We start from the raw sequence: 25,589 nt of genomic DNA, 5'->3' as shown, positions 1-25,589 counted from the left end.
GGCCTCCGGAGGAGCATGCCAGCGCGGCCGCCGGCCGGCCAGACCCGCGGCCGGGGCGCAGGAGGCGCGAGAGCTAAATCATGGCTCGCCGCGGGTGGAAGGTGCTAGGCTCGCTCGTCTTGGGAGCACGACCGGCGATCCGCCCGGGGGGCGGGCCGGACCCGGAAACTGGGAGGAACGACGATGGGTCGCAGCGGCGGGCAGCGCGCGCTTTTGATTCTGCTTGCGGGGCTTCTGGCGCCGGCGGCGGCGGGCGCCGCGGACTTTGAGAAGGTCCCGCAGAACTTCAAGGCCACGGACTTCGTGCCGCAAAAGATGATGTCCGGCGAGGGCTTCTCGGTCGGGCCGGAGGCCCGGAACGACGGCTACATCAACACCTACGCCCTGACCACCGACTGGGGCGAGCTCGAGGCGGTCGGCGACTACCGGCTGAGGGTCCGCCTGCAGGAGATCCAGGCGCTCAAGACGCTGGACTCCATGAGCCGCGCCGGGCAGTTCGGCGAGGGCCTGAAGAACGGCGTGCTGTCGCCGATCGAAGGCGCCTACAACGTGGTCACCTCGCCGATCGAGACCACCAGCGGCGCGGTCAAGGGCGTCGGGCGCTGGTTCGGCAACATCGCCAACTCGATCACCTCGGACGATCCCAACCAGGAAGGCGCGCTCTCCGCCGCGGCCGGCTGGGCGGGGACCAAGCGGGCCTTCGCGGTCGAGCTCGGAGTCGATCCCTACACCGACTGGGAGCCCCTGCAGGAGGCCCTGGTGTCGGTGGCCCGCGCGGCCTTCGCCGGCGGCATGACGGCCAGCGTGGGCATGGGCGTGGCGACCCAGGACACCGTGCTGGAGTACCCGGTGCTCGCGCTGAGCCTGACCGAAGACATGAACAAGGTCCTGATCGACAACCCGCCCGCGCAGCTCACCGAGATCCACGAGAAGGAACTCCTCGAAATGGAGATCGACGAGGGGATCGTCGCCACCTTCCTGCGCAACTACAACTACTCGCCCCTGGAGAAGCTGCTGCTGGTCGAGGCGCTGAAGCGGATGCCGGAGGCGCAGGGCCGCGAGCTCTTCCTGACCGAGGCCGGCGGCGCCCCGGACAAGGCCATGGCCCGCTACTTCCAGCAGCGCGCGGAGATGATGTCCAACTTCCACAACAAGGTCGCGGCGACCGACATCGTCGAGGTCGGCGAGCTGGTCGTGCAGAAGACCAAGGAAGGCCGCCTGGTCGGGATTTTCCCCCTCGACTACCTGCTCTGGTCGGCCGAGGCCGCGGCGATCACCCAGAAGCTGACCGAGGAGAAGGCGGCTGCGGCGGACGTCAAGAGCGCCGAGCTCTGGTTCGAGGGCCGGGTCTCGCAGCCGGCCCGCGCCGGGATCGAGGCGCTGGGCTGGACCGTGAAGGAACAGGCCGGCCTGCTGCTGGTCGAGGCAAAGCAGGAGTAGTCGGCGCAGGACCGCCCGGACCCCGGATCTTGGCGCCTAGAGCACGATGACATGAGGTCGAATCGACCTCTTGTCTGAATCGTGCTCTAAACTGTTGAAAGAGAGCGGGATTCAGACATGAAGCTGGATCGGCTTCATGTCATCCCGCTCTAGCGGCAAGCTGGGGGCCGAGTTCGGCTCGTAGACAGAGCGTCCCGGGGCAGGTCACCCGAAGGAGTCAGGGATCAGGATCGATGGGCAGACTGACGCCATGTCCCGCGCTTGGCTGATCCCCGCCCTGGTCGCGGCCTTGCTGGCGACCGGCGGTCCGGCCTTCGCGCAAGCCACCTCGGGCCAAGCCGCGCCGACCGAAACCCGCGCAGTGCCGAGCGAGGCCGCAACGGCGCCGGCCGAGGCGATGCCGCCGGCCCGGCCGGGCCAGGAGGAGTTGCGGCAACGCATCGAGCGCTGGACCCGGATCCTCGAGCGGGTCGACGCCCAGCTCCAGGACGCGGACCTCTCCCCGGCCGTCCTCGCCGAGCTCGATTCGACGGTCGACGCGGTGCGGCGGCAGCTGAACGAGGTCCGGAGGCCCCTGCAGACGGAGGTGTCCAGGCTCAACGCGCTGGTCGATGCCCTGGGCCCGCCGCCGACGGAGGGCGCGGCGCCGGAAGCGGAATCCGTGGCGTCGCAACGGCGTTACCTCAACGAGCTGCTGACCACGCCCGCGGGGCAGCTCAAGTCGATCGACGTCCTGATCCAAGCGACCGGCCTGCTGGTCGACCAGATCGCCGACGCGCAGCGCGAGGTCCTGACGGCCGAGCTTCTGGTGCGAACTCCCTCCGTGCTGTCCTTCGATACCTGGTCCAGCGCCGTCGCGGATCTCGCGATCTGGTCCGGCCGAATCCTGACCGTGCCCGGGCAGTGGTACAATTCGCCAGAAGTCGGCGCGGCCGGAAGCGGTTATCTCGCCGGCATCTTCATCGCCGTCTTTGCGGCAGGCGCCCTCGGCTGGTACCTGCGCCGCTGGCTGCTCCGGCACTTCGCGCGCGATCCCGAGATCGAAGAGCCGAGCTACCGCACGCGCGTCCTGGCCGGCTTCGCCGAGACCACGGCGAATGTCGCGATTCCGATCCTGGTGGTCGCGGCCGCCTATGGCGCGCTGCTGAGCCGAGGCCTGATGTTCGGGCCGTTCCAGAGCCTGGCGCTCGGCGTTCTCTTCGCGGTGGTTGCCGTCAGCCTCTTGCGCGGCCTGCCCAAGGCCTTGCTGTCTCCCTCCATGCCGCACTGGCGTCTGGTCAATCTGGGCGATCTGGCGGCGCGCCTCTGGTATCGCCGCGCGGTCACGCTCGCGGTGATCTTGGGCATCGATCAGCTGATCCTCTTTTCCTTCGCGGCCGTCGAGCCCTCCCTCTCGCTGCGATACGCCTATGCCTTCGTCGTGGACGGCGCGATAGCCGTGGTGTTCCTGGCGACGACCCTCGACAATCGGCTGTGGCTGTCCCCGGAGGAGGACGCGCGAGCCGTGGCGGCCAGGGCCGGCGAGACGCCGGAGCCGCCTTTGGAGGAGTCCGAGGGCCGAAGCAATTGGTGGCTGGTGTTTCGCGTGCTGATCACCGGCCTTGCCATCGCGGTGCCGACCGTATCGCTCATCGGTTACGGCGTCTTGGCGATCTACATCGGCGAACGGATGGTCGTCAGCACCGGCATCCTTCTGCTCGGCGTCGTGTTTCACGGCCTGGCGCGTGATCTGGCCGCGGTCCTGACCTCGTCGGACGACAAGCCGCCGGCGCCGGACGAGGCCCCCAGCCCGATCTTCGTCTGGACCCTGCTGCTGATCGACATCGCCATATTCTCCGCGGTCGTGGTCTTCCTGGTGCCGCTCTGGGGCGGCCGCTGGGACAACGTCTTCGAACGCATCGGCTGGGCCCTGTCCGGGATCTCGGTCGGCGGGCGCAGCTTCTCGCCGGCCGACGTGCTGATCGGCATCGCGGTCTTCGTCGTCCTGATCATGGTGGTCCGCTTCCTGCAGCGCTTCATCAACCGGCGCGTCCTGATGCAGACGCGCATGGACGTGGGCGTGCGCAACGCGATCAACACCGGCTTCGGCTACGCCGGCTTCGTGCTGGCGGCCTTGGTCGGCATCGACACCGCGGGCGTCGACCTGTCCGGGCTTGCGATCATCGCCGGCGCGCTTTCGGTCGGCATCGGCTTCGGGATGCAGAGCATCGTCAACAACTTCGTCTCGGGCCTGATCCTGCTGATCGAACGGCCGATCAAGGTCGGCGACTGGATCGTGGTCGGCCAGGACCAAGGTACGGTCAAGCGCATCAGCGTGCGCAGCACCGAGATCCTGACCTTTTCCAATGCCTCGGTGATCATCCCGAACTCCGAGCTGATCGCGGGCCGGGTCACCAACTGGATGTACAAGGACCGCTCCGGCCGGATCGAGCTGAAGGTCGGCGTCGCCTACGGCTCGGACACCGACCAGGTCCGCCGAGTCCTGCTCGACTGTGCCAGGGGGCATCCCGGCATCAAGCCCTGGCCGCAGCCCTATGTGGTGTTCATGGACTTCGGCGACAGCGCGCTGCTGTTCGAGCTGCGCTTCTTCATCCGCGACATGAACAACTACCTGGCGATCTCGAGCGACCTGCGCTTCGCGATCGATGCCGCCTTCCGCGAGGCGGGCATCACCATCCCCTTCCCGCAACGCGACGTGCATGTCTACCAGCAGGGCGCCCTGGCGGCGGCCCCGGAGGCGGCCGCCGCCGCGCCCTCGGGCAAGGTCCTGCCGATGCGCGGCGGCAAGCGGCCCGAAGATCTGCCGGACCAGGACGGCGAAACCTAGATCGGGTTCGGGCCGCCGATGTCCCTGAAAGCCATAGCGTCGCTCGACTACGTCGTCCTGCCCTGCCGCGACCTCCGGGCGGCGCGACGTTTCTATCGCGATGTCCTGGGCTTCGATATCGTCTACGAACGCGCCGACTGGATCCGGTTCCAGATCGGCACGACGGCGCTGGCCTTGCGGCCGCTGGACGGCGCCTTCGAGGGCCGCCGCGTCGAGGGGCCGGCGGTGCAGCTCGCCTTTCGGGTCGGCCAAGACGAGGTCGACGCCTGTTACGAAGAGCTGAAGGCCTGCGGCGTCGAGGTGCTCGATCCGCCGCGCGACCAAACCTGGGGCCACCGCACGCTGTACTTCACAGACCCCGAAGGCAACGTCCTGGAGGTCTATGCCGAGCTCCCCGAGAGCCGCGGGTGACGGCTGCCGGCCCGAAGTTCATCTGATCAACCTGACATTCTGCTTGCACGATTGTTTACCGGCGCCCTTGATCGTCCCTATGGCTTTCAAGGTGAACTTCGTGTTCGGCACGTTGTCGGGGAGCTTGACCGCAACCTGCGCATCGAAGTCGACATCATTGAAGGTGTCCAGTTGCCGGAAAGGGGTGAAGGTCTGCAGATCCGGGGTATAGCCGTCGATCGAAAAGCGTTCGGGCCGCTCCGGGATATCGACGTCGAGGATGGGAAGCCTGACCCGGTACTTGAAGCCCTTGACCTTGATCTCGGCCAAGACCTGCACGTCGATCTGATCATCGTAGACGTCTTCGGGAATGTTCATCGCCAGGCGCAGGATCGCCGTTTCACCGCCCCTGAACTCCGCTTTCTCGTTCAGACCCGTCTCATCCAGAACCTGGCAAAGCACTTCGAAATCCGCAAAAGATCTGGCATCTGTCGCGGCGGCGGGCAGCGCCAGAAATAGAATGACAGCCGCCGTTGCGCTGCTGACAAGGCCGGCGATCCTTCTCGCAACCGTCGATACCTCGAGACTTGGTTTCACCATTTTTCGATTGCCTCCTCTCTGATGACCGAGGTCCGCGGGCCGACGTCGCCGTCGAGACCTCGATCGGATTGGCCATGGTCGACAAGTTATCCGGCAATCCTGGGTTGTGCGTTGATCTGTTTCATAGAGGGTCGAGAGAAGGGCGATTTGCGCCGCCGCGGAAGCGGGGTGTCTTGGACTCGCGCCGGAATCTCGAGACCCGCTGCTTGAAAAGGTGCTGCGGTCGCTACCGCCAGGCAAGAGATCCGACGATCATGCTCTGACCTATCGAAGGGCAGTGCCCAGCGTGTTCTCGGTCCCCGCTCGATCCGGCGCCGCCCGACGGCGGATCCCGCTTCAGCCCGCGAGGCCGAAGAGCTCCTGCGGCTCCCGGACGCCGCGAAGCGCGTGAAGGCCGAGGGATTCCAGCCCGAGCTTGCTGCCGGCGGACTCTTGAAAGGTGCTGGAAATCAGGATGCTGCGGTCGAGGGACTTGCAGAGCGCTTGAATGCGGCTGGCCTCGTTGACCGCCGGTCCGACCACGGTGAAGTCGAGCCGCTCGCTGGCGCCGATATTGCCGTAGAAGACCTCGCCCAGGTGCAAGGCCAAGCCGAAGTCCATGATCGGCTTTCCGGCGGCTTCGCGGGCCTCGTTGAGGGCCGGAAAGGACGCGCGCAGGTCCGCCGCCGCCGCGAGGGCGTCCCGGCACACGGCCGCATCGTCGCGCCCCGTCAGGTCGAAGGTGGCGAGCAGGCCGTCGCCCATGAACTTGAGGATCTGACCGTTGTTGGCCTGGACCGGCTCGGCCATCGCCTCGAGATAGTCGTTGAGCGCCGCGATGAGGAGGTCGCGCGGCAGGCTGTCGGTCAGCCTGGTGAAGCCGCGCAGATCGGAGAACCAGATGACGGCGCGGATGGCCTCGGCCGAGCCGCGCTCGATCGCGCCCGTCAGCACCCGGTGACCGGCGTCCCTGCCGAGATAGGTCTCGAGCACCGTGCTCGCGACATCGTAGGTCAGGCGCGATTTCGCGCAGATCGCCAGATAGGGAAGCGCCTGGACGACCTGGTCGAGCTGGCCGTCGTCGAAGCCTTCGGGCCGGTCGGTGGCGCAGGAGAAGAAGATCCCGTCGAGCGCGCCGGCCGCGTCGAGTCCCTTCGCGATGAGCTCCAGCTGCGTGGAGTCGTAGGGCACGATCTGCGCCGCATAGTCGACCAGCCCTTCCGCGCGCAATTCGGGGAAGAGGACGAACTCCTCCGGGTCGCCCACATCGAGCCGCCGGCGCAGGGCCAGGAGGCCCTTGCTGCGCATATGGTGGACGGGGCTCTTCAGATAGACGTCACGGCTTTGGATCGCGCGCTCGCGCGGAACATGCTCTATCCCCTCGGCCCCGGGCCGCCACACGAAGGTGTGCGAGCCATAGCGGGGATGAAGCGTGTACATGCCCATCTGCGCCCGCTTCATCGGAAAGCCGGCGTCATAGACTCTCCGGCAAAACCCGGCGATTTGCTCGCCCACCGGCAGGCCCCGCATGCCTTGCTCCACGAGCCAGAGCGGAAGACCGCCGAGATCGAGGGGCGGGAGGGGGGCGGCGTCCGCTGGCCCGTGGCTCATGTCGGCCCGCCGATGCGTCGGGACGCAGGTGACCCGGCGGTCATCCGCCCGTCGGGGTCCGGGCCGGCGCCATGGCGGCTGCGCTTCGCTGGCCGTTCACGCCTCATCCGCCAAGTCTTACCAAAGAGTCTTGGTCCTGACCAATTCGATGGCGCGCGGCGACCCGCCGCCTGCCAGCCCTTGCGGCGGTGAGGGAAAAGCCACAGTCACCGGGTTCCGCCGGGGGATAGCCTGCCGCTTCGATCGGCGGTCAAAGCAGGATCCTGCAGGAGGACACGATGGCAGCATGGAACCCCGGCCCGGACCCCTTTCCCACGGGCGAGATCGACAAGATCACGGACTTTACCTACCTGGACGAGCTGAAGTTCGTCCGCCACGCCAAGGTCCACGTCGACAAGAGGCCGCGATCGCTGTGGCAGCTCTCCGCCAACTTCCGCGTGAGCCTGACCGTGCACCCCAAGGCGGGCGATCCCTACCCGCTGACCATCAAGGCGCCGCGCGGCCTCTACACCGACCTCGCCTCGGTCCCGGACCTTCTCTGGTCCTTCGTCGGGCCGATCGGCCCCCATCTCGAGGCGAGCATCGTGCACGACTACCTCTACATGGCCTGGACCGATTTCCGGAACAAGGCGCAGAAGCGCGACTGGAACTTCGCCGACGCCGTCTTCCTCGCCGGCATGGCGGCGTCGAAGGTCAAGAACCGCAAGCTGATCTACGACGTCGTGCACACCCCGATCGGCTGGCGCGTGTTCCGCAGAAAGCGCTACACCCTCAAGAGCCGGATGGAGCTCTGGCTCCCCCAGGTCGCCCCCGGGCACGGCCGCGACGGCTGAACGCGGGGCGTCAGGTCCCGGCCGGCCCTTTGCCCTTGGTGAGGCTGTCCAGGTTGGCGAGCAGGTTCTTGGTCTGATCGGCGCCGACACCCCAGGCGATCAGGGCGAGGTCCTCCTTCCAGGAGCCCACCAGCGCCGCCGCGAAGACGTTCGACTGCAGGCCGGTCAAGAGGGCGAGGGCGAGGGCGATCGCGATCCCGATCAGCTCCGGCGTCGGCGTCGGCCAGAGGTGGTCGAAGGCGCTGGTCTGGTGGGTCTTGAAGCGTGCCGCCCAGGCAAGGGGTTCGGCCGCTTCGCCGGGCGCCTCCGCCCCCGTTTCGGCCTCCGGCTCCTCGGGCGGCAGCCCGATGCGCAGGGAGTCCCGGCCGCGCCGGACCAGCACGCCGACCTTCACCTCGACGTCCCTCTTGGGAATGAACTGGGTCACGACGGTCGAGCGCGTAATCAGCTTGAGCAGCCGCTCGCCGCCCCAGTCGATGGTCCACTCGTACTCCAGGCCGTGCTTGAAGAGGTAGGTGTCGGCCAGCGGATCGGCGCATTCGACCTTGAAGTCGATGGGCTGGAACTCCTCGACCCGCCTCTGGGCGTCCGGCGGCACCACCTTGATCACGCCCGGCACCTTGAGGCGCGTCCAGACCTCTTCGTCGAACTCCTTCAGGGCCTCTTCCAAGGGCCTGTCTTGGCGCACCTGGTCGACGAGGTTCCTTCGGCGCTGGTCGTCGCCGCGCTGTTCCCAGATCAGCTTCAGCCAGATGTAGCTTTGCTCCATCCGGATCATCCCGTTCAGGGTCCCCGGCGCGGTCCCCGGGTCGAGCCCCGCCCTGAGCCTTCGCACGACCTCCCGATCGCTGTCCTCCAGGGCCTGGAGGTCGCTTTCGGTCGCCTTCGCGTCGGCGATCCCGGCCGGCAGGGGGGTCAGGCGTTCCCGAAGCGGGCCCACGCCCTTTTCCGCCACCGCTTCGGCGGCGTCGAGCGCGGCCGAGATGGCAGAATCGTCGGGCGCGGCCTCCAGCGCCGCCCGCAGCCCCGCCGCCAGGCGCTGCCGGGGCGCGTCGTCGAAGTCGAAGCGGTCCAGGTCGACGCTGTCCAGGAGCAACTGCATGTCGACCCGCAGGCTCGCCCAGTAGCCGGCCTCCAGCTTCTGGCGGTCTTCCCAGGCCTCCAGGGCCGCGATGTCGGCCAGGATCGCGTCGTCGACCGCCTCGCGCTCCTGCAGCTGGCCGAGGCGGTCGACGATCCCGCGCAGGGCCTTCTGGGCACGCTTGACGATCCTGTCATCGACGCCGCTCACCGTGACGCCGGTGGCCGAGGGCGCGGCCTTCCAGTAGATCGCCAGCTCGTTCAGGCGCTTGAGGACCTCCATACGGTCCTCCACCTCCTTGACCTCGTCGGCGATCAGCTTGGGGGTCGTGATGAAGCGGCTCAGCCGCTTCGGCCAGGACGACAGGCCCTCGCCGAAGCGATGGCTCAGGGCCTTGTCCGCCATCTTGGCCCGCCCGAAGGCTCGGACCACCGGCAGCGCGCCCCAGCGGTCGCTGCGCAGCCAGGACTGCTTCTGGATCTCGGTGATGCGGGCGCGCAAGTTGCGGCGCTGGATCATGGCGGCGAGCCACTTGGTCGTGCCGTAGGACGCGAAGACGGCCAGGACCAGCCAGAACACCGGCCAGAACCAATGCCGGGGCACGACCAGGGTGGTCTTCACCTCCTCCCAGCGCGACGGGTCGACGTTGAGGGCGGCGATCTTGAGCGTCACCTCGTGGCTTCCCGCGGGCAGGTCCGTCCTGGCCTCGACGAGGATGTTCTTTCTGACCCCGGGCTCCAGGATGCGGCGTCCGAGGTCTTCCGGCCGGGTTGGGTCGAACTCCGTGAGGGACTCGCCGTCCAGGGTTATCGCGAGATGCTCCTGCGGGGCGATATCCTCCGTCGCGGCGGTGACGCTCTCGACCCAGAAGCCGTGGACCGGCTGGTCGCCGACGGCGCCCAGGGTCAACCCGAGGGGCAGCCGGCCCTTGCTGTCGGGGATCGGCCGGAAACTCGGGCCGGGCGGCCACTTCTGCCGGGTCAGGACGAGCTCGGTCTCTATGAAGCGCCGCTCGCCGATCACGGTCCGCAGCGCGCCGCTGTAGGCGGTCTCGGCTCGCAGCGAGGCGGCGTCGAGCTCGAGCGTGATCCGCTGCCGGCCCTCGGGCAGCGCGACGTCCCGCGTGGTCTCGCCCGGTTCCGGCGTCGCGGTGGCGAAGCGGACCTCCGCCTCGTGCCCTGCCGCTGTGAAGGGCGTCAGCTCAAAGCGCGCCGTCTCGCCGAAGGCCCGGTGCCGGCCGACGTCCAGGGTCAGGCGTGCGGCGCCCTCGGCGGAGACGGTGACGGCCGGCGCGCCCTCGACCGCGGGGCCGAAGGCGCCCAGAGCCAGAGGCAGGCGATGGGTGATCTTCTCCTGCTCTGCCTCGAGGATGCCCCAGACCACCCGGCCCTCGGGGATCCCCTCGGCCTTCAGCCGGATCGGCCGGCCGACTTTGGTGGTGGCGGTCTTTGCCTCCGCCTCGGCATCGGGGTCCTCCAGCGCGAAGTCGTAAGGCGTCCCGTCCCGGTCCCAGAAGGTCCGCAGGGTGAGCGCGACGGGAAGCTCCGGCTTCAGGGCCGCGACGTCCAGCTGCATCAGGACCCGGCCGTCGGGGCCGGGCGTCAGGCGGAGCGCGTTCTCGGGAGGCGCCAGCGCGCGCAGGCCCTTGCGTTCGGGCTGCGCGGTCTCGGCCTGCGCCGGCCCGGCCAAGCCGCAGAACAGCAGCGCGAGTGTGGCGCCCAAGGCGCGGCTTCGTCTCTTGCCCCGGATTTCGCGAGCGGCCATCCCCGAGTCCCCCGTCTCAAGGAGTCCTGCGCCGACGGTCGCGTCGGCTCGGCCCGAATCCTAGCAGGTCGCGCGCTCGGCCGCGTGGCATATCCCACACTCTATCGCGCACCCCCTTGAGGGAACGGGTCGGGCACCCGCTCCGCCGGCGACCGGGGCGATCGCCGGCGCCGTCGTGCCGCGCCGGTGCGCGCCTCAGGCCGCGGCCGGGTGCCAGCCGGCGTCGGCCCAGATCTCCCCGCTGACCGCCTGGTTGGTGATCATGAAGCAGATCGCGTCGGCGATCTCCTCGGGCTTGATCAGGCGGCCCAGCTGGGTGTCGGGCAGCACGTGCTTGGCCAGGTAGTCCTTGCCCATGGCCCGCAGGATCGGCGTATCGGTGAAGCCCGGATGGATGATCGAGCAGCGCACGCCGTGGAAGATGGCCTCCTTCATCAAGGTCGAGGCCGCGCCCTCCAGCGCCGCCTTGGCCGAGGCGTAGGAGATCTGACCCTTGTTGCCCTGGGAGGCGACCGAACCGATGAAGACGATGGCGCCTTCCATGTCCTCCGTCGGGCCCCACTTGCCCAGGCCGCGGGCGTAGCGGCTCTCGGCGACCCGGCCGATCATCTCCATCGCCCAGTAGATCGGCGCGATGTAGTTCACCTCGGTCACCAGGCGGAAGGTCTCCTCGTCGTAGACCTGCGCCCGCCCGCTGGCCTTGTCGATCTTGACCGCCAGGGCGTCGCGCACGATCCCGGCCGCGGGCACGCAGATGTTGACCTCGCCCCGGGCCATGCAGACCTGGTCGTAGACCTCGTGGCGGAAGTCCGAATCCCGGGTATCGCCCTGATAGGCCTTGGCGACCTCGCGGCCGGCCTCGTGGTTGATTCGCGCCGCCGCCTCGACGACATGGCCGTCGAGATCGACCATCGCCACGTGGCCGGCGCCGCGGCCGGCGAGCTCCTCGCAGACCGCATAGCCGATACCGCCCGACGCCCCGGTGACGACGGCGGTTTTCCCTTTGATTTTCATGGCTTTTCTCCAAGCCTGGCCGAACGCCGTCCCGTGCAAAGGACGCTGTCGGGACACCCGGCCAAGTGACCGAAATTCTAGCAGAAATTGTGCAGTGCAGCAAGAAATATTGCACTGCACAATCGCGGGACGAAGCTGCGCCGAGGCCCCTCGACGCGAGGAAATGCCGCCTCCGCGCCTTGCCGTCGCGCGGCCTTCGTCCAAGCCGCCGCGTGACCCTTTCTCCCCGACCCCGGCTTGGGCTAGAGTCCGGCTGGCGCGGCGGCCCCGTTCCCTTGCCCCGAACGCGGGGCGGGGCCGGCGCGGCGCAACCAAGGAAGAAACGCGATCACAACGGGCCGAAGGCTCGGGAAAAGGGAGGAAAGCGGATGAGGATCCGTAGCGTTGCGGGCGTCCTGGCGCTCTGTGCGCCTCTGGGCGGCCTGCTGGCCGGGGTGGCGGCCCCGGGGCCGGCGGCGGCCGAGGAGGAGGTCAAGGTCGGCCTGCTGCTGCCCTTCTCCGGCGTCTATGCCGGACTGGGCAGCCACATCGAGAACGGCTTCAACCTGGGGCTCGAGCACTTCGGCGGCGAGCTCCAGGGCGTGACCATCACGGTCGAGCGGGCCGACACCGAGGCCAAGCCGGCCACGGGTCTGGCCAAGGCCAAGAAGATGGTCCTGCAGGACAAGGTCGACGTCCTGACCGGCATCGTCTCCTCGGCGGTGCTGGGCGGGCTGCGCGACTTCGTCCACGGCGCCAAGATGCCGCTGGTCGTCGCCAACGCCGGCAACGACGCCATGACCGGGCCGAAGTGCAGCCCCTACATCACCCGGGTGTCCTTCTCCAACGGCATGATCAACCGGCCGATGGGACCGTGGCTGGCGGCCCAGGGGGTGAAGAAGGTCTACGCCATGGCGCCGGACTACGCGGCCGGGCACCAGATGATCGAGGCCTTCAAGGCGACCTTCACCGCGGCCGGCGGCGAGGTGGTCGGCGAGGCCTTCCCGCCGCTCTCGGGGACCAAGGACTACGGGCCCTACCTCTCGGCGGCCAAGGCGGCGGAGCCGGACGCCATCTACACCTTCTTCGCCGGCGGGGCCGCGATCACCTTCGTCAAGCAGTACCACGCCTTCGGCCTCAAGAAGGAGATCCCGCTCTACGGCGCCGGCTTTTTGACCTCGGCGGCCTACGTCCACGTCCAGGGCGAGGCGGCCGACGGCATCACAGCCTCGCTGCACTACGTGCCGACCATCGACACCGCGGAGAACAAGCGCTTCCAGGAGGCCTACCAGGCCAAGCACGAGAAGGTCGGCTCGGAGTTCGCGGTCCAGGGCTACGACGCCGCGCGGCTGATCGTCGAGGCGCTCAAGCTCTCGGGCGGCGACAAGGCCAAGCTCGCCGAGAACCTGCGCAAGGTCAGTTTCGACGGCCCGCGCGGGCCGCTGGAGATCGACCCCAAGACCAACAACGTGGTGCAGTCGATCTACATCTTCCGCAACGACTTCAAGGACGGCGCGGTGACCCAGACCGTCCTGGAGAAGGTCGAGGGCGTGCGCGACGAGGTCAACGGCTGCGCGATGTAGCCCTTGCGGGCGTAGATGGCGCGGGCGCCCACACCCCGACACGGGGGCGGCGGGCGCCCGCTGCTTTTTCGGGGTGTTTTCCTTCTTTCGGGACGCGGTGGTTCTACTCTAATGGCTCCGACGGACATCTGCGGCGGCTAGCAGGCGTCGATGGGGTCCATTGCACCTTGCATTGACCACGCCCCGCTGTCATTGCCGGGCTTGACCCGGCAATCCATGGTACCGCTTGCTCGATGGATCGCCGGGTCAAGCCCGGGGATGACAGCGGGAGAAGGTTGAGGACAGTGAAGGGGAGGACACGCTGAAGCTATCGGCACTCAGGTTCCCTCCCCCTTTGTGGGGGAGGGTTAGGGTGGGGGGTACTCTTCGGCGATCTCGCTTGAAGATTGCGATCGGGCGGCCTGTCGGCCGCCACCCCCTCCTCGATCCGTGCGCAGCACAGCGCGTACGCGCCCCATCGAGGGGGAAGAGGATTGCGGGGCGCCGCTGATGCTGGCGGATCCCGGGTTCTGGTTGGTGCAGGGGCTGAACAGCCTGCAGCTGGCGATGCTGCTGTTCCTGCTGTCGGTCGGGCTGACCGTGATCTTCGGATTGATGAACTTCGTCAACCTGGCGCACGGCTCGCTCTACGCCCTGGGCGCGCTGATCGGCTATTCCCTGGCGCTGTGGAGCGGCTCCTTCTGGTTCGCCTTCGCCGCGGCGCCGCTGATCGTCGCCGGGATCGGGGCGGCGCTCTACGCGACCCTGATCGACCGCCTGCGCTTCGCCGGGCCGATGAACCAGGTGCTGGTCACCTTCGGGCTGATCTTCGTGCTGATCGACGTCCAGCGCTACCTCTGGGGGACGGACCAGCTCGGCCTGACCAGGGGCCTGCCCTTCCAGGGGGCGGTCACCATCCTGGGCGAGTCCTATCCGGCCTACCGGATCTTCATCATCGCGGTCGGCCTGGGCGTCTTCGCCCTGCTCTACCTCTGGCTGGAGCGCACCCGCCTGGGCGCCGAGATCCGCGCCGGGGTCGACGACGCCGAGACCGCGCGCTGCCTGGGGATCGACGTCGACCGGACCTTCTTCCTGGTGTTCCTGCTCGGCTGCGCCCTGGCCGGCCTGGCCGGGGTGATCGCCCTGCCGGCCTTTCCGGTCGAGGCCGGGATGGGGGTCTCGATCCTGGTGCCGGCCCTGATCGTGGTGGTGATCGGCGGGCTTGGCAGCCTCAAGGGCGCCATGGTCGGGGCGCTGCTGATCGGCGCCACCATCACCTTCGGCCAGGTGCTGGTCCCGGCCTTCGCCGGGATCCTGATCCACCTGCTGCTGGTCGTGGCGCTGCTGGTCAAGCCCGAGGGGCTCTTCCCGGTGCGGGAGTGACGGCGTGCTGAAGGGACTCACCTTCCGCGACGGGGTCGCCGGGCTGGTCTTCCTCGGCCTGCTTGGGTACGCGGCCCGGGCCGAGTACTTCGGCCTGGAGCTGCTGGCCGAGATCGCGATCTTTGCGGTCCTGGCCATGAGCCTGGACCTGCTGGCCGGGGTGACCGGCCTGGTCTCCCTGGGCCACGCCGCCTTCTTCGGGCTCGGCGCCTACGGCTTCGCGGCGCTGACCGTCCTCCTGGGCTGGCCGCCCGGCCTGGCGCTACTGATCGCGCCCCTGGCGACCGGGGTGCTGGCCTTGGTGGTCGGGGCCATCGTGACCCGGGTGCGCGGGATCTTCTTCATCATGATCACGCTGGCCTTCGGGGAGATGGGCCACGAGTTCGTCTTCAAGTCCCGGGCCCTGGGCGGCGACGACGGCCTGGCCGGGATCCCGCGCCTCGACCTTTCGGCGCTGGGCCTGGAGCTGGCCGAGCCGCGGACTTTCGCGGTCGCCGCGATCCTGGTCGCGGTCCTGGTCTACCTCGCGCTGGCCTGGCTCCTGGCGACTCCCTACGGCAAGGCGCTCGCCGGGATCCACAGCAACGAGCAGCGCCTGCGCGCGCTGGGCCTGCCGGTGCGGGCCTACAAGACCAGCGCCTTCGCGCTGGCCGGCGCGATCGCCGGGCTGGCCGGGGTGCTGGCCGCCCAGCACACCCAGTTCATCACCCCGCAGCTGCTGCACTGGACGACCTCGGGCGAGATCCTAGTGATGGTCATCCTGGGCGGCCTGGCGACCCTGGTCGGGCCGGTGGTCGGCGCAATCCTCTTGACCCTGCTGCGCCACGAGCTGTCGAACTACACCGATTACTGGGGGCTCTGGCTCGGGCTGTTCCTGATCCTGGTGGTGGTCAGCGGGCGCAACGGCCTGGTCGGGGCCGCGGCCCAGCTTTGGCAGAGGTGGCGGCCGCGGCGGGAGGGGGCGCGCGGCCATGCCTGAGACCGGCGCGGCACAGCCGCTGCTGCGCACCGAGGGGCTGAGCAAGCACTTCCGCGGCCTGCAGGTGACCCGGGAGGTCGCGCTCGAGATCCCGGCCGGGCGGCGCCACGCGATCATCGGGCCGAACGGCGCCGGCAAGACCACCCTGTTCAACCTGCTGGCCGGGGAGCTTCAGCCCTCGGCCGGGCGGATCATCCTGGAGGGCCGCGACATCACCGCCCTGCCGCCGGACCGGCGCGCCCGGCTCGGCCTGTCGCGCAGCTTCCAGAAGAACAACCTCTTCGAAAGCGAGTCCGTGCGCGACAACCTGCTGCTCGCCGACCTGGCGCGGCGCGGCAAGGGCCACGTCTTCTGGCGGCGGCTCGCGGCCGACCGGGCGGCGCGGGAGGCGGCCGAGCGCGTCGCCACCGCGGTCGACCTGCTGGACCGGCTCGACCAGCCGGTGCGCGCGCTCTCCTACGGCGCCCGGCGGCAGCTCGAGGTCGGCCTGGCGATGATGGCCGCGCCGCGGGTGTTGCTGCTCGACGAGCCGACCTCGGGGATGAGCCCGGAGGAGACCGGGATGATGATGCGGCTGATCGATTCCCTGCCGCGCGACCTCACCGTCCTGATCATCGAGCACGAGATGGAGGTGGTCTTCGCCCACGCCGAGCGGATCACCGTGCTCAACTACGGCGAGGTCCTGCTCGAGGGCACGCCGGCGGAGGTCCGCGGCTCGGAGCTGGTCCAGCGGACCTACCTCGGCAGGCCGGAGGACTGAGCCCTGCTGGCGCTGGAGGAGATCCACACCTACTACGGCGAGAGCCACGTCCTGCGCGGCGTGTCACTGGAGGTGCCAAAGGGCGCGGTGGTCGCCCTGCTCGGGCGCAACGGGGCGGGCAAGACCACGACCCTGCGCTCGGTCATGGGGCTGACCCCGGCGCGGCGCGGCCGGGTGGTCTTCGAGGGCGAGGACATCACCCGGCGCCGGACGCAGTGGATCGCGCGGCGCGGCCTCTCCTTCCTGCCCGAGACCCGGGGCATCTTCCCTTCGCTCAGCGTGGAGGAGAACCTGGCCATCGCGGCGGGCCGCCGGCCCGGGCCCTGGAGCCTAGCGCGGATCCACCGGCTCTTCCCGTGCCTCGCCGAGCGGCGGCGCCAGGGCGGCGGGGTGCTCTCCGGCGGCGAGCAGCAGATGCTGGCCATCGCCCGGGCCCTGCTGCTGAACCCGGAGCTGCTGATCCTGGACGAGCCGACCGAGGGTCTGGCCCCGGTCATCGTGCGCGAGGTGCAGCGGCACCTGCAGGCGGTCAAGGACGAAGGCCTGACCATCCTCCTGGTCGAGCAGAGCTTCCACTTCGCGACCGCGCTGGCGGATACCGCCTACGTCCTCGGCAAGGGCCGGGTCCAGTGGCAGGGCCCGAGCGCGGCGCTGGTGGCGGACACGGAGGTGCAGAAGGCCTGGTTGGGGATTTAAAGGGGGGGCAGAAGGGAGGTCTTCTATCCACTGAGCTGGTCAGGAAACAGAACTGCAACCCCTAGAGCTTCGATATCGGTTTCCTTCTTCCACTACTGTGATACTGTAATTGGTGGATATACAGCGATGAGAATGTCAACGATTTTCTCGCCTGGGTATCCATAGCGCCTTCAACCCGATACCAGTTTGGGTTCTCTCGCCATAAATCTGACCTGATCAAGGTCAAAAGGGTGACAAGGGGAGGCGGGCGATGAGCTTTAAATCAGGCCACTTCAAATCTAACGGCAGATTGGTCCTAGCCCGTTCCAATTCTCCCCCGATGCGACGGGGGGAGGCCAATCATGCAGTTCGTTTAGTGCAGAAAGCGCTAATTGATCTGGGTTACAAATTGCCAATCTCAACGAAAAAGTACCATACACCGGATGGGATCTATGGATCAGAGACAAAGAAGATAGTGTGGAAATTCCAGTATGATCAGAAGTTGGCATCAAAGGATGGCGACGTTGGGCAACAGACACTGTCTAAGTTGGATGATCTGCTCTGGAGTAGAGGGATAAAATTCAGCCCACTCCCGAATCTCCCTCCAGGTTCTCCTGGTTCGCACACCGACGAGGTCATGAATTCGCAGCAAGTCGTTCTTGAGACCTTGGGAACATCCAATCCTTTACGTACAATTAATTTCACTTTGAGCTGGCATCAATTAAGTACAGACCGGAAGGAGAAAATAACTATCCTTGGCCGCCATTATGATAAAGTCGCTAGCGCAATATTCAACAATCAGATTGGCGTTGATATTAACTATGGATACAAGTCTTTTGCAGCCTACTCGTCACCAGCCAATATCTTTATTTTCTCTCGACCAATGACGCTTTCAATGAATGACCGTTCAGCGATCATTCATGAGGCGACTCACGCGGTCAATGACATACAAGGACCGAAAGTCATAAGTGGGTTATTTGACGAAGTGGTAGCGTTTATTGCTGAAGCGTTGTTTTGGCGTAAGCGAGCCGGCCGTCCAAAGAGCCAATTGGAAGTGTATCAGGTCGCTGACCAAGTTGCCCAATCGATCATTAGCGGTGATGAAGTAGATGATGACATAATGCAAGATCTATCGAGCAAAGTTCGACAAGATCCGACATATGGCCCCGATACTTATGGTTTATCTCGATACGACGGTATTGATTAAGGATCACGGTCGGGGTGCGGTGGCGCCAGGAGACAAACCGACTGTTCTCGGAACAGCCTCTTGACCGTCAGTCTGCCGTCGCGAAAAACTCTCGGCCTTTGCCCCGGCGACTCCAATCAATGGTCGAAACAGACAAGCCTTTTCTCCGGTGCGGGCCCCCGCGGGTTTGCGCCACATTCCGGTCAAGCCAGTGGAGATGACGATGCAGCAGCCGAGCCGGTTCTGGGATCGGATCGCCGAGCGCTATTCCAAGAGACCCGTTGCCGACGAGGCCGCCTACCAGAGAAAGCTGGAGGTCACGCGCGAGTACTTCCGGCCGGAGATGGAGGTTCTGGAGTTCGAATTCGAATTCGGGGGACAGCACTTCCATTTCACAACCGCCTGGGTCGCAAGTCTATCGGGACCGGCGCTCCTGTTGGCATGTCCGAGGGGATTTTGAGATAGGACCGCGTCAGCAAGCGGAAACATGTATCCTGCCCCGGATTTCCCCTTGGCGGACTTCGGAGCCAAGATATGTGGAGGCAGATGGCTTGTGCTCTTGCGTGGACCGCAGTCCTTGGCTTTCTCGCGGGCTGCGGGCCGGCGCGTGTGACGGGTGAAGATACGGATGGTCCCGTCGTCGTCAGGCTGTACGAGGGAGGGGAACGGCCCAGCAGCGAGATTTCCGCGATCTCCATAGCGCTGAGCGACAGCAAGCCGCTCGCGATCGACGGGAGGCGCATTCCCTCGAATGCCGACACCGTACTCCTGCGCCCAGGAAAGCACAGCGCGGATCTGGAGGTACGGACGTGGGGGATGGCGGACGGGGAGATCGTCGAGCAGGTTCGGCCGTTCGAGCTGACGTTCTCCTTGGCGGCCGGGAGTCTCTACAAGTTCACGGTGACCACTCGGCTCATCCAGCCGGAAGGGATTTTCTTGGCAGAACCGACCCTCTTGAAGCTGGCCATAGATCTTTGGGAGGGCGAAGCTCGTCTGGCGCCGCCATGAAATGAACGAACTGAGCTTCAACCGGTTCCTAGGCTGTCTGGCAGGTCCGTGTGAGCTGCCACACTCCAGGCTTTGTCAGTCGAAGGAGGTCAGGTAGCGTCGCGTGGGGCGCCACAACGGGACCAGGACGGCGAGCGTCACCGCGCCGGCCAGCGCCGAGGCGTAGATGCCGCCGATCGTCAGGGCGAGGGTCTCGGGCGTCATGGTCTTGAAGGCCGCGAAGACGCCGAGCCCGAGCGCGCTGAGCCAGCAGGCGCCCGACAGGGCACCGACCAGGGACAGCCGCAGCCGCCAGCCCGTCGGCAGCTCGCCGAAGTGCCGGCCGATGCTGCGCGCGAGCAGCGGCAGCGCCACGGATTCGATCAGCACGGCGTTGACAGTCAGCAGGGTGACCACGGCGAGCTTGGTCAAGAGCTTCGGCGTGAAGGCGGCCAGGTCCAGCCCGGTGCGGGCGTGCAGGAGAAAGAGCCCGCTGGCCCAGAGGAGCGCCAGCGCCGCAGCGACGTAGCCGTGGATCCGCCGCAGGGACAGGAGATAGTCCGCGGCGATCGGACGGGACAGGCCGCCCAGAAACCGGGTGTCGGCGTAGAGACCCAATCCCAGGCCCAAGGCCAAACCGACGAAGTGTCCGCAACGCGCGGCGTCCACCAGCGTTTGCGCGTCCATGGCTCGATCCTTTCCCCCTTGCCGGCCGGCAGAGTCGCCCCGGCCGTCGCGGCCGCCCGGGCCCGCTTGCCCGCGACGATCTCCGCTTATGTGAAGAAGCGACGAAGCCCTGGGGATTCCCTCACGGGGCCAGACGGCGGGGAGCGGGGCCGGGCGCCCTGTTGCCATCGGTTCGTTGGGGCGGTAGCTCTTGATCCCTTGACGCTTTGCCGGGAAGGGATCGTCGCATGCTGGAGCTCTACTTTGCGCCGGACAGCTGCGCGCTCGCGACCCACATCGCGCTGGAGGACGCCGGGGCGGACTACCGGCTGCACCGCGTCGACTTCGAGAAGGGCGAGCAGCGCAGCGCGGCCTTCCTGGCGGTCAACCCCAAGGGGCGGGTGCCGGCCCTGGTGACGGCGCGGGGTATCCTGACCGAATCGCCGGCCATGCTGGCCTTCGTCGCCCAGTCCTATCCCGAGGCGGGGCTGGCGCCGCTGGACGATGCCTTCGCCTTCGCCCGGCTCCAGGCGGTCAACTGCTATCTCTGCGCGACCCTGCACGTCGCCCACGCCCACCGCATGCGCGGCCACCGCTGGGCCGACGCGCCCGAGGCCATCGCCGCCATGCGGCGCAAGGTGCCGGAGTCGGTCGGCGCCTGCTGGGCCTACCTGGAGGCGGAGGCCTTCGCCGGGCCCTTCGTGATGGGGGAGGCCTACTCGATCGCCGATCCCTACCTCTTCACCTTCGCCCAGTGGATGGAGGCGGACGGGGTCGACCCGGGGCGCTTTCCCAAGGTCGCGGCGCACCGCGAGAGGATGCGCGGGCGCGAGACGGTGCAGGCGGCCCTGCGGGCGGAAGGGGCCTAGCGGTGGGCGCGGTGACCCGCAGCGCCCTGGCCGCCGAGAGCGGGCTCCACGCCTTCTGCGCGCCGGGGGACTTTCTCGATTGCTACAGCGTCGAGATCGGCCGCGCCGGGGTGCCGGTCGCGGAGATCGCCCAGCGGATCTTCCTCGGCTTGCCGGCCTGGATCAACGCGCTGCTGGCGCTGCGCGATCTCGCGGTGATCCCCTTCGGCCTGAAGACGACCCTGGCCCTGCCGAAGGACAGGAGCATCCGGCCCGCGGTCGCGGTCGGCGAGGTGATCAACTTCTTCCGGGTGCGCAGCCTGGCCGAGGACGAGATCATCCTCGGCGAGGACGACCGCCACCTGGACTTCAAGATCGCGGTGCGCCGGGACGGCGCGGCCGGCCGCCGGATCTCCCTCGCCACCTGGGTCCACCCCCACAACCGCCTGGGCCGCGCCTACCTGCGCCTGATCCTGCCCTTCCATGTGCGGATCGTGACCGCGCGCCTGGCCGCCCTGGCGCGGGACTTGGCCGCTTAGGGTGTGGCTTCGGCAGTCGGAACGGCGCATCCTGAGGCCCGCCGGCACAAGCCGAACTTCACCCCTCGGATCGGTTAGATCCGGAGCGATCTCGATCCAGGGCTCGCGCCCTTTCGGCCGAGGGCGAGGCCGGTGTCAGCCTCGCCGGCTCGGCCGGTTTCGATCTAGGGCGCGAACTTGATCTCGGCGCGGCGGTTGCCCGCCTCCGGGGTGCCGGCGGCGGCCGTGACCTCCGGCGCGGTGTCGCCGCGGCCGATGGCCTCGATCTTGTCGGCCGGCACGCCGGACATCTCCAGCAGCCGCTTGACCTCGTCGGCCCGCTTCTGGGACAGGGTCATGTTGACCTCTGAAGGGCCGACCTGGTCGGCGTGGCCGACGACCGTGATCTTGCTGGTGAAGCCGGTCTTGACCGCGGCCGCCGCCTTCTTGACCAGAATCTTGCCGTCGTCGTCGACGTTCGCGCTGCCCAAGGGGAAGTAGACCAGGTAGGGCGGCCTCTGCAGGGCCTCCATGCTGGCGTAGAAGTTGTCGCGGCAGGCGGCGATGTCCTCCGCCTGATGGTCTTCCGCGGCTTCCTGGATCCAGCAGTCGAAGGCGACCTGGGCCCGCGCCGCCTGCTCGGCGTTCAGGCCGGCCGCGCCGCCGTAAAGCGCCGTGACCAACTGCTTGCGCGCCTTGGACAGCTCGGCCTCGGACTCGGACGGCAGGCTGTGGTCGCGCAGCAGATCCGGCGCGACGCGCTGGCCGTCCGCCGCCTCCAACGCCTTGATGGCGAAGCGGCGCGATGCCGGCCAATCGAACTCTGCGCGCTCGCGCCCTGCAGCCTCCAGGTAGCCCTCGTAGAGCTTGCGGTCGAAGTCGGCGCCCTGCACCTCGGCCTCCTGTGCGCGCTGATACTTGTCGTCGAACTGATCGACGACGGTTCCGCAGGCCGCCAAGGCGAGCACGGCAAGGCCGGCGGTTGCGATTGCAATGGTCTGTCGCATGTTTCCATCCCCCCAAGTGGGAAACGTGAATACCCGGAAGCTTCGCAGAGAACGCGCCTTGGAGTCTACAGGGCGTCGGGATGGGGATCGGGTGTCGCTTCGCGGCCGCACCGCGCGGCAGGCCAAGCAATCGCTTTACCTTTTGTTTACCACAGACTGCGTAAGGAAACGGGTCAGACAAGGCCGGCGACCGCCGGTGCGAGTCCGAAGACCTCCTGGGCAAACACGAAGGAAAAGCCATGACTGTTACCAAGACCCAGCTTGCCGACGCCTACTCCGCGGCCCTGACCGCCGAGCTCGGCGAGGAGTGGGGCTGCGAGTTCAGCCGCCGGGACGCCAACAGGATGCTCAACGCGCTCTGGCCGGTCGTCACCGACCTCGCGCTCAAGGACACCAAGAAGCGGACGCCGGGCAGCGTGCCGCTGGGCCACCTCGGCCGCCTGAAGATGCGCTACAAGGCCGCCACTAAGTCGCGCAAGGGCACCAACCCCTTCACCGGCGAGCCGACCACCTTCAAGGCCAAGCCGGCGACCCTGCAGCCGCGCTTCACCGCCGGCAAGGCGCTCAAGGACGAGGCCGCGAAATACTTCCGCTACAAGATGAAGTAGGGCGCCTCGGCCGCCAGACCCGACGGGCCGGCGACGGCCCGCGATCAAAAAAGCCCCGGCTTCGGCCGGGGTTTTTCCTTGCCGGCGGTCCGGGCTTCGAACGGGCCGGGCCTTACAACGCATCGCCCTCGAGGGCGCCGTGGGAGGAGCCTTCGAAGCGCGGCGCTGCGCCGGCGATCTCGACGAAGTCGGCCTTCTCGGCGACGAAGATGTGGCCGATGGTCGCGAGGCCACTCGGCTGATCGAGCGAGCCGGCCAGGATCCCGGTGCCGGGCTGGTCGACCGGCTCCCAGAACAGGCTGGTGCCGCACTCGCCGCAGAAGCCGCGGCGCGCCCGCTCGGAGCTGGCGTACCACTTGAGCCCGCGGCGCTCGAGGAGGGTGATGGCCGCCTTGTCGGCCTTGCTGTGCGGGCCGACGCCGCCGTGCAGCTTCTGGCACAGGCTGCAGTAGCAGTTCACGACGCCGCGCAGCGGCCCGCGCACCTCGTAGCGCACGGCGCCGCAGAGGCAGCCGCCGCGATGCCGGTCTTGCGAATCTTCCATTGCCCGAGGATAGCCAAGCGGGAAAGTCGGCGCCAGGCGGCACGCCGGGCTTCAGGACCGACGACTTTCGAGGGCGAGGCTCGGCCAGGCGAGGACCAGGTGATCCGGCAGGCGCAAGGAGGCCCAGATGTCTTCCGCCCTGCCGTTGCCGCCTGCGGCGGCGAGCAGGCTGATCACCGTCCCGTGGGAGACGACCAACTCGTCGGCGTCGGACTCGGCCATGATCCCGGACAAGGCGCCGCGGAACCTGGCGAGGGCGGCGGCCGCGCTCTTCGACCCGAAGACGACCTCCTCCGGGCGGGCGAAGAGCCGCGCCATGTCGGCGCGGAAGGCGGCCTCCGACGCGCCCTGCTGCGCCTTGAGCCGGTGATGCTCTTCCAGGCCGTCGCGGACCTCAACGGGCAGGGCCAGGGCCTCGGCCAGGATGCGCGCCGTCGCCACCGCCTTGCCTTGCGGGCTGGCGAGGACCCGCCGCAGGCCGCGGCCGGACAGGCCGTCCGACAGGGCGAGGATCAGCGGCGCGGCTTCGGCGGCGAGCACCCAGTCGCGCGAGTCGCGCTCCGGGTCGACGACGACCGGCCCGTGTCGGACCCGATGCAGCCTGCGCCCGGTCACGGCGGCCGGGAGCTCATGCCCGCGGGCGCGCGGCGCGCGGCGGGGCGAAGTGGCACGGCATGTTTGGTTGACGTGTCAGCCAGTCGTCGTTCCTGCCTATTCAAGCTGGTGGAATGCAAAGAGGGCGTCCCCGACGATGTCAAGGCGCTGGTCGCGGGTATGAATGAACTCCTGAACCCGCACGTCTCCTGGGAAGGAGAACCCGGGGTCTGAAACGCCTAGAATCCAACGATTCTGCGGGCTTCAGCCACTATCCAGCACCCACAGTGTCCTACTAAGTGGCAGTGCGCCCTACGCTACTACTTCATTGATTTCTCGTAGCTCGTAGTGGTCACCCTTGTCCTCTGCGAAATATTCTTGGTCCGCACCGAGGATACCGATAGGGAGTCGGTTTGTGGCGAGCGGGTTGTGGACCACTACAATGGGCGTATCAGCACCGCACGCGGCGTTCAAGCCTGCCGGACTTCCAAAAACGGCGCTCACTCCCGCGTAGTCTGGATTCAAAAAACTGTCCGTTGGCACTTCGGCACCGCTCGGCTTGCGGATGAACATCCGGTGTCCATGACGGGTATCAACCGTTTCCATCGTTTCACGGTTGATCACCACTTCAATCGGCCCCACGGGAAACACCGCCTCCACCGCGAATGGCAGTTGAGATATGCCGACGTGGCAGTCCATCTCATCGCGCCCTAGGCGACATGAGCTAACGGCTATGACATAAGGATCGCCCCGCCCGACAATGTCCTTGGCCGCATAGCCCGGCCTCACAAGCTCCTCACCGGTAGCGCGGACACGCTCCAGCCTTCCGGTCAGCTTCTCCTTCTTCTCCTTCAATGCCGCTGTCCATCGGAGAACCATTTCCTCGTGGGGTAGGCTCCAAACGCGGACTTCGCCCGGTCGGGATTCGCGCAGCCACTCGTCCGGCAGGCCGGAGGGGGAAGGACAGATTGCCTCGACCCAGATCGTTTGGTCCGAGCGGCCTATTCTGAAGTCCGGTCCTTTGTCGGCGGAGCTTATATCCAGGCGAATCTTCTTGAGGTGACTGGCAAGTAGCATCTCCCAGAGATAGGCGTAGAAGTGATCATCCGTGCCATCGGTGAAATCCTGATCGAACTTCGTATCCTTCAAACCCCAAGCCGCATACCGACGATGAAGGTCAATCAGGCAGTCGGTCAACTTGGTGTTGTTCGGAAATCTGTTTACCAGGAAATCCTCTACACGGTTCATGGCAGCTCCGTTTGCAGCTCTGTGTACACCTCCAGCGGCCACGTATCCCGATAGGTCGTTATCATTCTGCCGCTGGGTAGCTCAATATCCGCGATCACGGCAACCTGACCGAGGCAACGGCTCAGGTGTCCGCGCAGCGCCTCCAAGGCTGCGAAGTACGCTTACCGCTGATCGTGCGGACGGTGAAAATTCCGATGGCCGCCGTAACCCCAATCGTGGTCTTGGGACGATAGCCGTTGCTCGAATGTGAGGAATTGCCGCACGCCCTCCAGCATGGCATCCAAGAGTAGATAGAGCGGTCCACCGGTCAGGTGCGCAAGCTCAACCTGTTTGTCCACCAGCACTGACCGGATGGACTGGAGCGACTCCAACGCCTGATCAATGCACGTATCGCAGCATTCCTTAGCGCTGAGCATACGGCGATCCGATAGGCGGATTACGACTTCGCGCGCAACCCGGCACTCTATATCTGGCGGAGTCGCCGTGAATGACAAAAAAGGCAAGCT

The 25,589-nt window shown here is 67.2% G+C and carries 24 protein-coding genes; 15 read left to right on the top strand and 9 right to left on the bottom strand.

What is annotated here, in order from left to right; genetic code table 11:
- Positions 1-183 precede the first annotated feature (183 nt).
- The 3 genes from QNJ30_19475 (at position 184) to QNJ30_19465 (ending at position 4,678) form a co-directional block, all read left to right on the top strand.
- A complete protein-coding gene (locus QNJ30_19475) occupies positions 184-1,440 on the top strand; it encodes a hypothetical protein (GenBank protein MDJ0945654.1) in 1,257 nt (418 codons plus the stop codon).
- A 250-nt stretch (positions 1,441-1,690) separates the two neighbouring features.
- The gene (locus QNJ30_19470) at positions 1,691-4,267 is read left to right on the top strand and encodes a DUF3772 domain-containing protein (GenBank protein ID MDJ0945653.1); all 2,577 of its coding nucleotides are present in this window, start codon (positions 1,691-1,693) and stop codon (positions 4,265-4,267) included.
- 18 nt (positions 4,268-4,285) lie between these two features.
- Positions 4,286-4,678 (top strand): VOC family protein, encoded by a 393-nt coding sequence (locus QNJ30_19465; protein ID MDJ0945652.1) that lies wholly within the window; start codon positions 4,286-4,288, stop codon positions 4,676-4,678.
- A gap of 18 nt (positions 4,679-4,696) precedes the next feature.
- Here the strand turns inward: QNJ30_19465 and QNJ30_19460 are convergent, their stop codons facing one another.
- A complete protein-coding gene (locus tag QNJ30_19460; GenBank protein MDJ0945651.1) occupies positions 4,697-5,257 on the bottom strand; it encodes a hypothetical protein in 561 nt (186 codons plus the stop codon).
- Between the two features lie 336 nt (positions 5,258-5,593).
- Positions 5,594-6,766 (bottom strand): adenylate/guanylate cyclase domain-containing protein, encoded by a 1,173-nt coding sequence (locus QNJ30_19455; GenBank protein MDJ0945650.1) that lies wholly within the window; start codon positions 6,764-6,766, stop codon positions 5,594-5,596.
- A gap of 359 nt (positions 6,767-7,125) precedes the next feature.
- On the opposite strand from QNJ30_19455, the gene QNJ30_19450 reads away from it, so the two are divergent.
- A complete protein-coding gene (locus QNJ30_19450) occupies positions 7,126-7,680 on the top strand; it encodes a DUF1353 domain-containing protein (protein ID MDJ0945649.1) in 555 nt (184 codons plus the stop codon).
- A 10-nt stretch (positions 7,681-7,690) separates the two neighbouring features.
- Here the strand turns inward: QNJ30_19450 and QNJ30_19445 are convergent, their stop codons facing one another.
- Together QNJ30_19445 and QNJ30_19440 are read right to left on the bottom strand one after the other, a co-directional pair.
- Positions 7,691-10,525 carry a hypothetical protein gene (locus QNJ30_19445; GenBank protein MDJ0945648.1) on the bottom strand — a complete coding sequence of 945 codons (2,835 nt, stop codon included), beginning with the start codon at positions 10,523-10,525 and terminating at the stop codon, positions 7,691-7,693.
- Positions 10,526-10,720: 195 nt separating this feature from the next.
- Positions 10,721-11,539, bottom strand: a complete 819-nt coding sequence (locus tag QNJ30_19440) for an SDR family oxidoreductase (GenBank protein MDJ0945647.1) — start codon at positions 11,537-11,539, stop codon at positions 10,721-10,723.
- 368 nt (positions 11,540-11,907) lie between these two features.
- Between QNJ30_19440 and QNJ30_19435 the strand changes: the two genes are divergently transcribed.
- The 8 genes from QNJ30_19435 to QNJ30_19400 all read left to right on the top strand — a co-directional run bounded on the left by QNJ30_19435 (position 11,908) and on the right by QNJ30_19400 (position 19,071).
- Positions 11,908-13,101 carry an ABC transporter substrate-binding protein gene (locus QNJ30_19435; GenBank protein MDJ0945646.1) on the top strand — a complete coding sequence of 398 codons (1,194 nt, stop codon included), beginning with the start codon at positions 11,908-11,910 and terminating at the stop codon, positions 13,099-13,101.
- A 489-nt stretch (positions 13,102-13,590) separates the two neighbouring features.
- Positions 13,591-14,463, top strand: coding sequence for a branched-chain amino acid ABC transporter permease (locus QNJ30_19430; protein MDJ0945645.1), 873 nt, complete (start codon positions 13,591-13,593; stop codon positions 14,461-14,463).
- A gap of 4 nt (positions 14,464-14,467) precedes the next feature.
- Positions 14,468-15,442 carry a branched-chain amino acid ABC transporter permease gene (locus QNJ30_19425; protein MDJ0945644.1) on the top strand — a complete coding sequence of 325 codons (975 nt, stop codon included), beginning with the start codon at positions 14,468-14,470 and terminating at the stop codon, positions 15,440-15,442.
- Positions 15,435-16,202: an ABC transporter ATP-binding protein gene (locus QNJ30_19420; protein ID MDJ0945643.1), complete on the top strand. Its 768-nt coding sequence runs from the start codon at positions 15,435-15,437 to the stop codon at positions 16,200-16,202. Before QNJ30_19425 ends, QNJ30_19420 begins: the two co-directional genes overlap by 8 nt.
- A 3-nt stretch (positions 16,203-16,205) precedes the next feature.
- Positions 16,206-16,898, top strand: a complete 693-nt coding sequence (locus QNJ30_19415) for an ABC transporter ATP-binding protein (protein MDJ0945642.1) — start codon at positions 16,206-16,208, stop codon at positions 16,896-16,898.
- 250 nt (positions 16,899-17,148) lie between these two features.
- On the top strand, positions 17,149-18,084 hold the full coding sequence (locus QNJ30_19410; protein ID MDJ0945641.1) for a peptidoglycan-binding protein: 936 nt from the start codon (positions 17,149-17,151) through the stop codon (positions 18,082-18,084).
- A 202-nt stretch (positions 18,085-18,286) separates the two neighbouring features.
- A complete protein-coding gene (locus QNJ30_19405; GenBank protein MDJ0945640.1) occupies positions 18,287-18,523 on the top strand; it encodes a hypothetical protein in 237 nt (78 codons plus the stop codon).
- Between the two features lie 74 nt (positions 18,524-18,597).
- Complete coding sequence (locus QNJ30_19400; GenBank protein MDJ0945639.1) at positions 18,598-19,071, top strand: hypothetical protein; 474 nt, start codon at positions 18,598-18,600, stop codon at positions 19,069-19,071.
- A 75-nt stretch (positions 19,072-19,146) separates the two neighbouring features.
- Here QNJ30_19400 and QNJ30_19395 read toward each other — a convergent pair whose 3' ends face one another.
- Complete coding sequence (locus tag QNJ30_19395; GenBank protein MDJ0945638.1) at positions 19,147-19,737, bottom strand: hypothetical protein; 591 nt, start codon at positions 19,735-19,737, stop codon at positions 19,147-19,149.
- Between the two features lie 227 nt (positions 19,738-19,964).
- Between QNJ30_19395 and QNJ30_19390 the strand changes: the two genes are divergently transcribed.
- Positions 19,965-20,585, top strand: coding sequence for a glutathione S-transferase family protein (locus tag QNJ30_19390; GenBank protein MDJ0945637.1), 621 nt, complete (start codon positions 19,965-19,967; stop codon positions 20,583-20,585).
- Positions 20,586-20,587: 2 nt separating this feature from the next.
- Complete coding sequence (locus QNJ30_19385; protein MDJ0945636.1) at positions 20,588-21,103, top strand: DUF2867 domain-containing protein; 516 nt, start codon at positions 20,588-20,590, stop codon at positions 21,101-21,103.
- Between the two features lie 164 nt (positions 21,104-21,267).
- Here the strand turns inward: QNJ30_19385 and QNJ30_19380 are convergent, their stop codons facing one another.
- On the bottom strand, positions 21,268-22,089 hold the full coding sequence (locus QNJ30_19380) for an OmpA family protein (protein MDJ0945635.1): 822 nt from the start codon (positions 22,087-22,089) through the stop codon (positions 21,268-21,270).
- A gap of 239 nt (positions 22,090-22,328) precedes the next feature.
- Here QNJ30_19380 and QNJ30_19375 point away from each other — a divergent pair, with 239 nt between their 5' ends.
- Positions 22,329-22,697, top strand: a complete 369-nt coding sequence (locus QNJ30_19375; protein MDJ0945634.1) for an HU family DNA-binding protein — start codon at positions 22,329-22,331, stop codon at positions 22,695-22,697.
- Between the two features lie 112 nt (positions 22,698-22,809).
- Here QNJ30_19375 and QNJ30_19370 read toward each other — a convergent pair whose 3' ends face one another.
- The 3 genes from QNJ30_19370 to QNJ30_19360 form a co-directional block, all read right to left on the bottom strand.
- On the bottom strand, positions 22,810-23,241 hold the full coding sequence (locus QNJ30_19370) for a GFA family protein (protein MDJ0945633.1): 432 nt from the start codon (positions 23,239-23,241) through the stop codon (positions 22,810-22,812).
- Between the two features lie 51 nt (positions 23,242-23,292).
- On the bottom strand, positions 23,293-23,856 hold the full coding sequence (locus QNJ30_19365) for a histidine phosphatase family protein (protein ID MDJ0945632.1): 564 nt from the start codon (positions 23,854-23,856) through the stop codon (positions 23,293-23,295).
- 291 nt (positions 23,857-24,147) lie between these two features.
- Complete coding sequence (locus QNJ30_19360; GenBank protein MDJ0945631.1) at positions 24,148-25,083, bottom strand: hypothetical protein; 936 nt, start codon at positions 25,081-25,083, stop codon at positions 24,148-24,150.
- Positions 25,084-25,589 lie beyond the last annotated feature (506 nt).

It is taken from the genome of Kiloniellales bacterium (assembly GCA_030066685.1).
Lineage (GTDB): Bacteria > Pseudomonadota > Alphaproteobacteria > Kiloniellales > JAKSBE01 > JAKSBE01.
Note: the sequence above shows the minus strand (reverse complement) of the source record. Positions and strands in the feature narration are given on the sequence as shown.

Coding starts and splice junctions, on each gene's coding strand:
- QNJ30_19475 (MDJ0945654.1), top strand. CDS start 184: ATGGGTCGCAGCGGCGGGCAGCGCGCGCTTTTGATTCTGCTTGCGGGG.
- QNJ30_19470 (MDJ0945653.1), top strand. CDS start 1,691: ATGTCCCGCGCTTGGCTGATCCCCGCCCTGGTCGCGGCCTTGCTGGCG.
- QNJ30_19465 (MDJ0945652.1), top strand. CDS start 4,286: ATGTCCCTGAAAGCCATAGCGTCGCTCGACTACGTCGTCCTGCCCTGC.
- QNJ30_19460 (MDJ0945651.1), bottom strand. CDS start 5,257: ATGGTGAAACCAAGTCTCGAGGTATCGACGGTTGCGAGAAGGATCGCC.
- QNJ30_19455 (MDJ0945650.1), bottom strand. CDS start 6,766: ATGCGGGGCCTGCCGGTGGGCGAGCAAATCGCCGGGTTTTGCCGGAGA.
- QNJ30_19450 (MDJ0945649.1), top strand. CDS start 7,126: ATGGCAGCATGGAACCCCGGCCCGGACCCCTTTCCCACGGGCGAGATC.
- QNJ30_19445 (MDJ0945648.1), bottom strand. CDS start 10,525: ATGGCCGCTCGCGAAATCCGGGGCAAGAGACGAAGCCGCGCCTTGGGC.
- QNJ30_19440 (MDJ0945647.1), bottom strand. CDS start 11,539: ATGAAAATCAAAGGGAAAACCGCCGTCGTCACCGGGGCGTCGGGCGGT.
- QNJ30_19435 (MDJ0945646.1), top strand. CDS start 11,908: ATGAGGATCCGTAGCGTTGCGGGCGTCCTGGCGCTCTGTGCGCCTCTG.
- QNJ30_19430 (MDJ0945645.1), top strand. CDS start 13,591: ATGCTGGCGGATCCCGGGTTCTGGTTGGTGCAGGGGCTGAACAGCCTG.
- QNJ30_19420 (MDJ0945643.1), top strand. CDS start 15,435: ATGCCTGAGACCGGCGCGGCACAGCCGCTGCTGCGCACCGAGGGGCTG.
- QNJ30_19410 (MDJ0945641.1), top strand. CDS start 17,149: ATGAGCTTTAAATCAGGCCACTTCAAATCTAACGGCAGATTGGTCCTA.
- QNJ30_19405 (MDJ0945640.1), top strand. CDS start 18,287: ATGCAGCAGCCGAGCCGGTTCTGGGATCGGATCGCCGAGCGCTATTCC.
- QNJ30_19400 (MDJ0945639.1), top strand. CDS start 18,598: ATGTGGAGGCAGATGGCTTGTGCTCTTGCGTGGACCGCAGTCCTTGGC.
- QNJ30_19395 (MDJ0945638.1), bottom strand. CDS start 19,737: ATGGACGCGCAAACGCTGGTGGACGCCGCGCGTTGCGGACACTTCGTC.
- QNJ30_19390 (MDJ0945637.1), top strand. CDS start 19,965: ATGCTGGAGCTCTACTTTGCGCCGGACAGCTGCGCGCTCGCGACCCAC.
- QNJ30_19380 (MDJ0945635.1), bottom strand. CDS start 22,089: ATGCGACAGACCATTGCAATCGCAACCGCCGGCCTTGCCGTGCTCGCC.
- QNJ30_19375 (MDJ0945634.1), top strand. CDS start 22,329: ATGACTGTTACCAAGACCCAGCTTGCCGACGCCTACTCCGCGGCCCTG.
- QNJ30_19370 (MDJ0945633.1), bottom strand. CDS start 23,241: ATGGAAGATTCGCAAGACCGGCATCGCGGCGGCTGCCTCTGCGGCGCC.
- QNJ30_19360 (MDJ0945631.1), bottom strand. CDS start 25,083: ATGAACCGTGTAGAGGATTTCCTGGTAAACAGATTTCCGAACAACACC.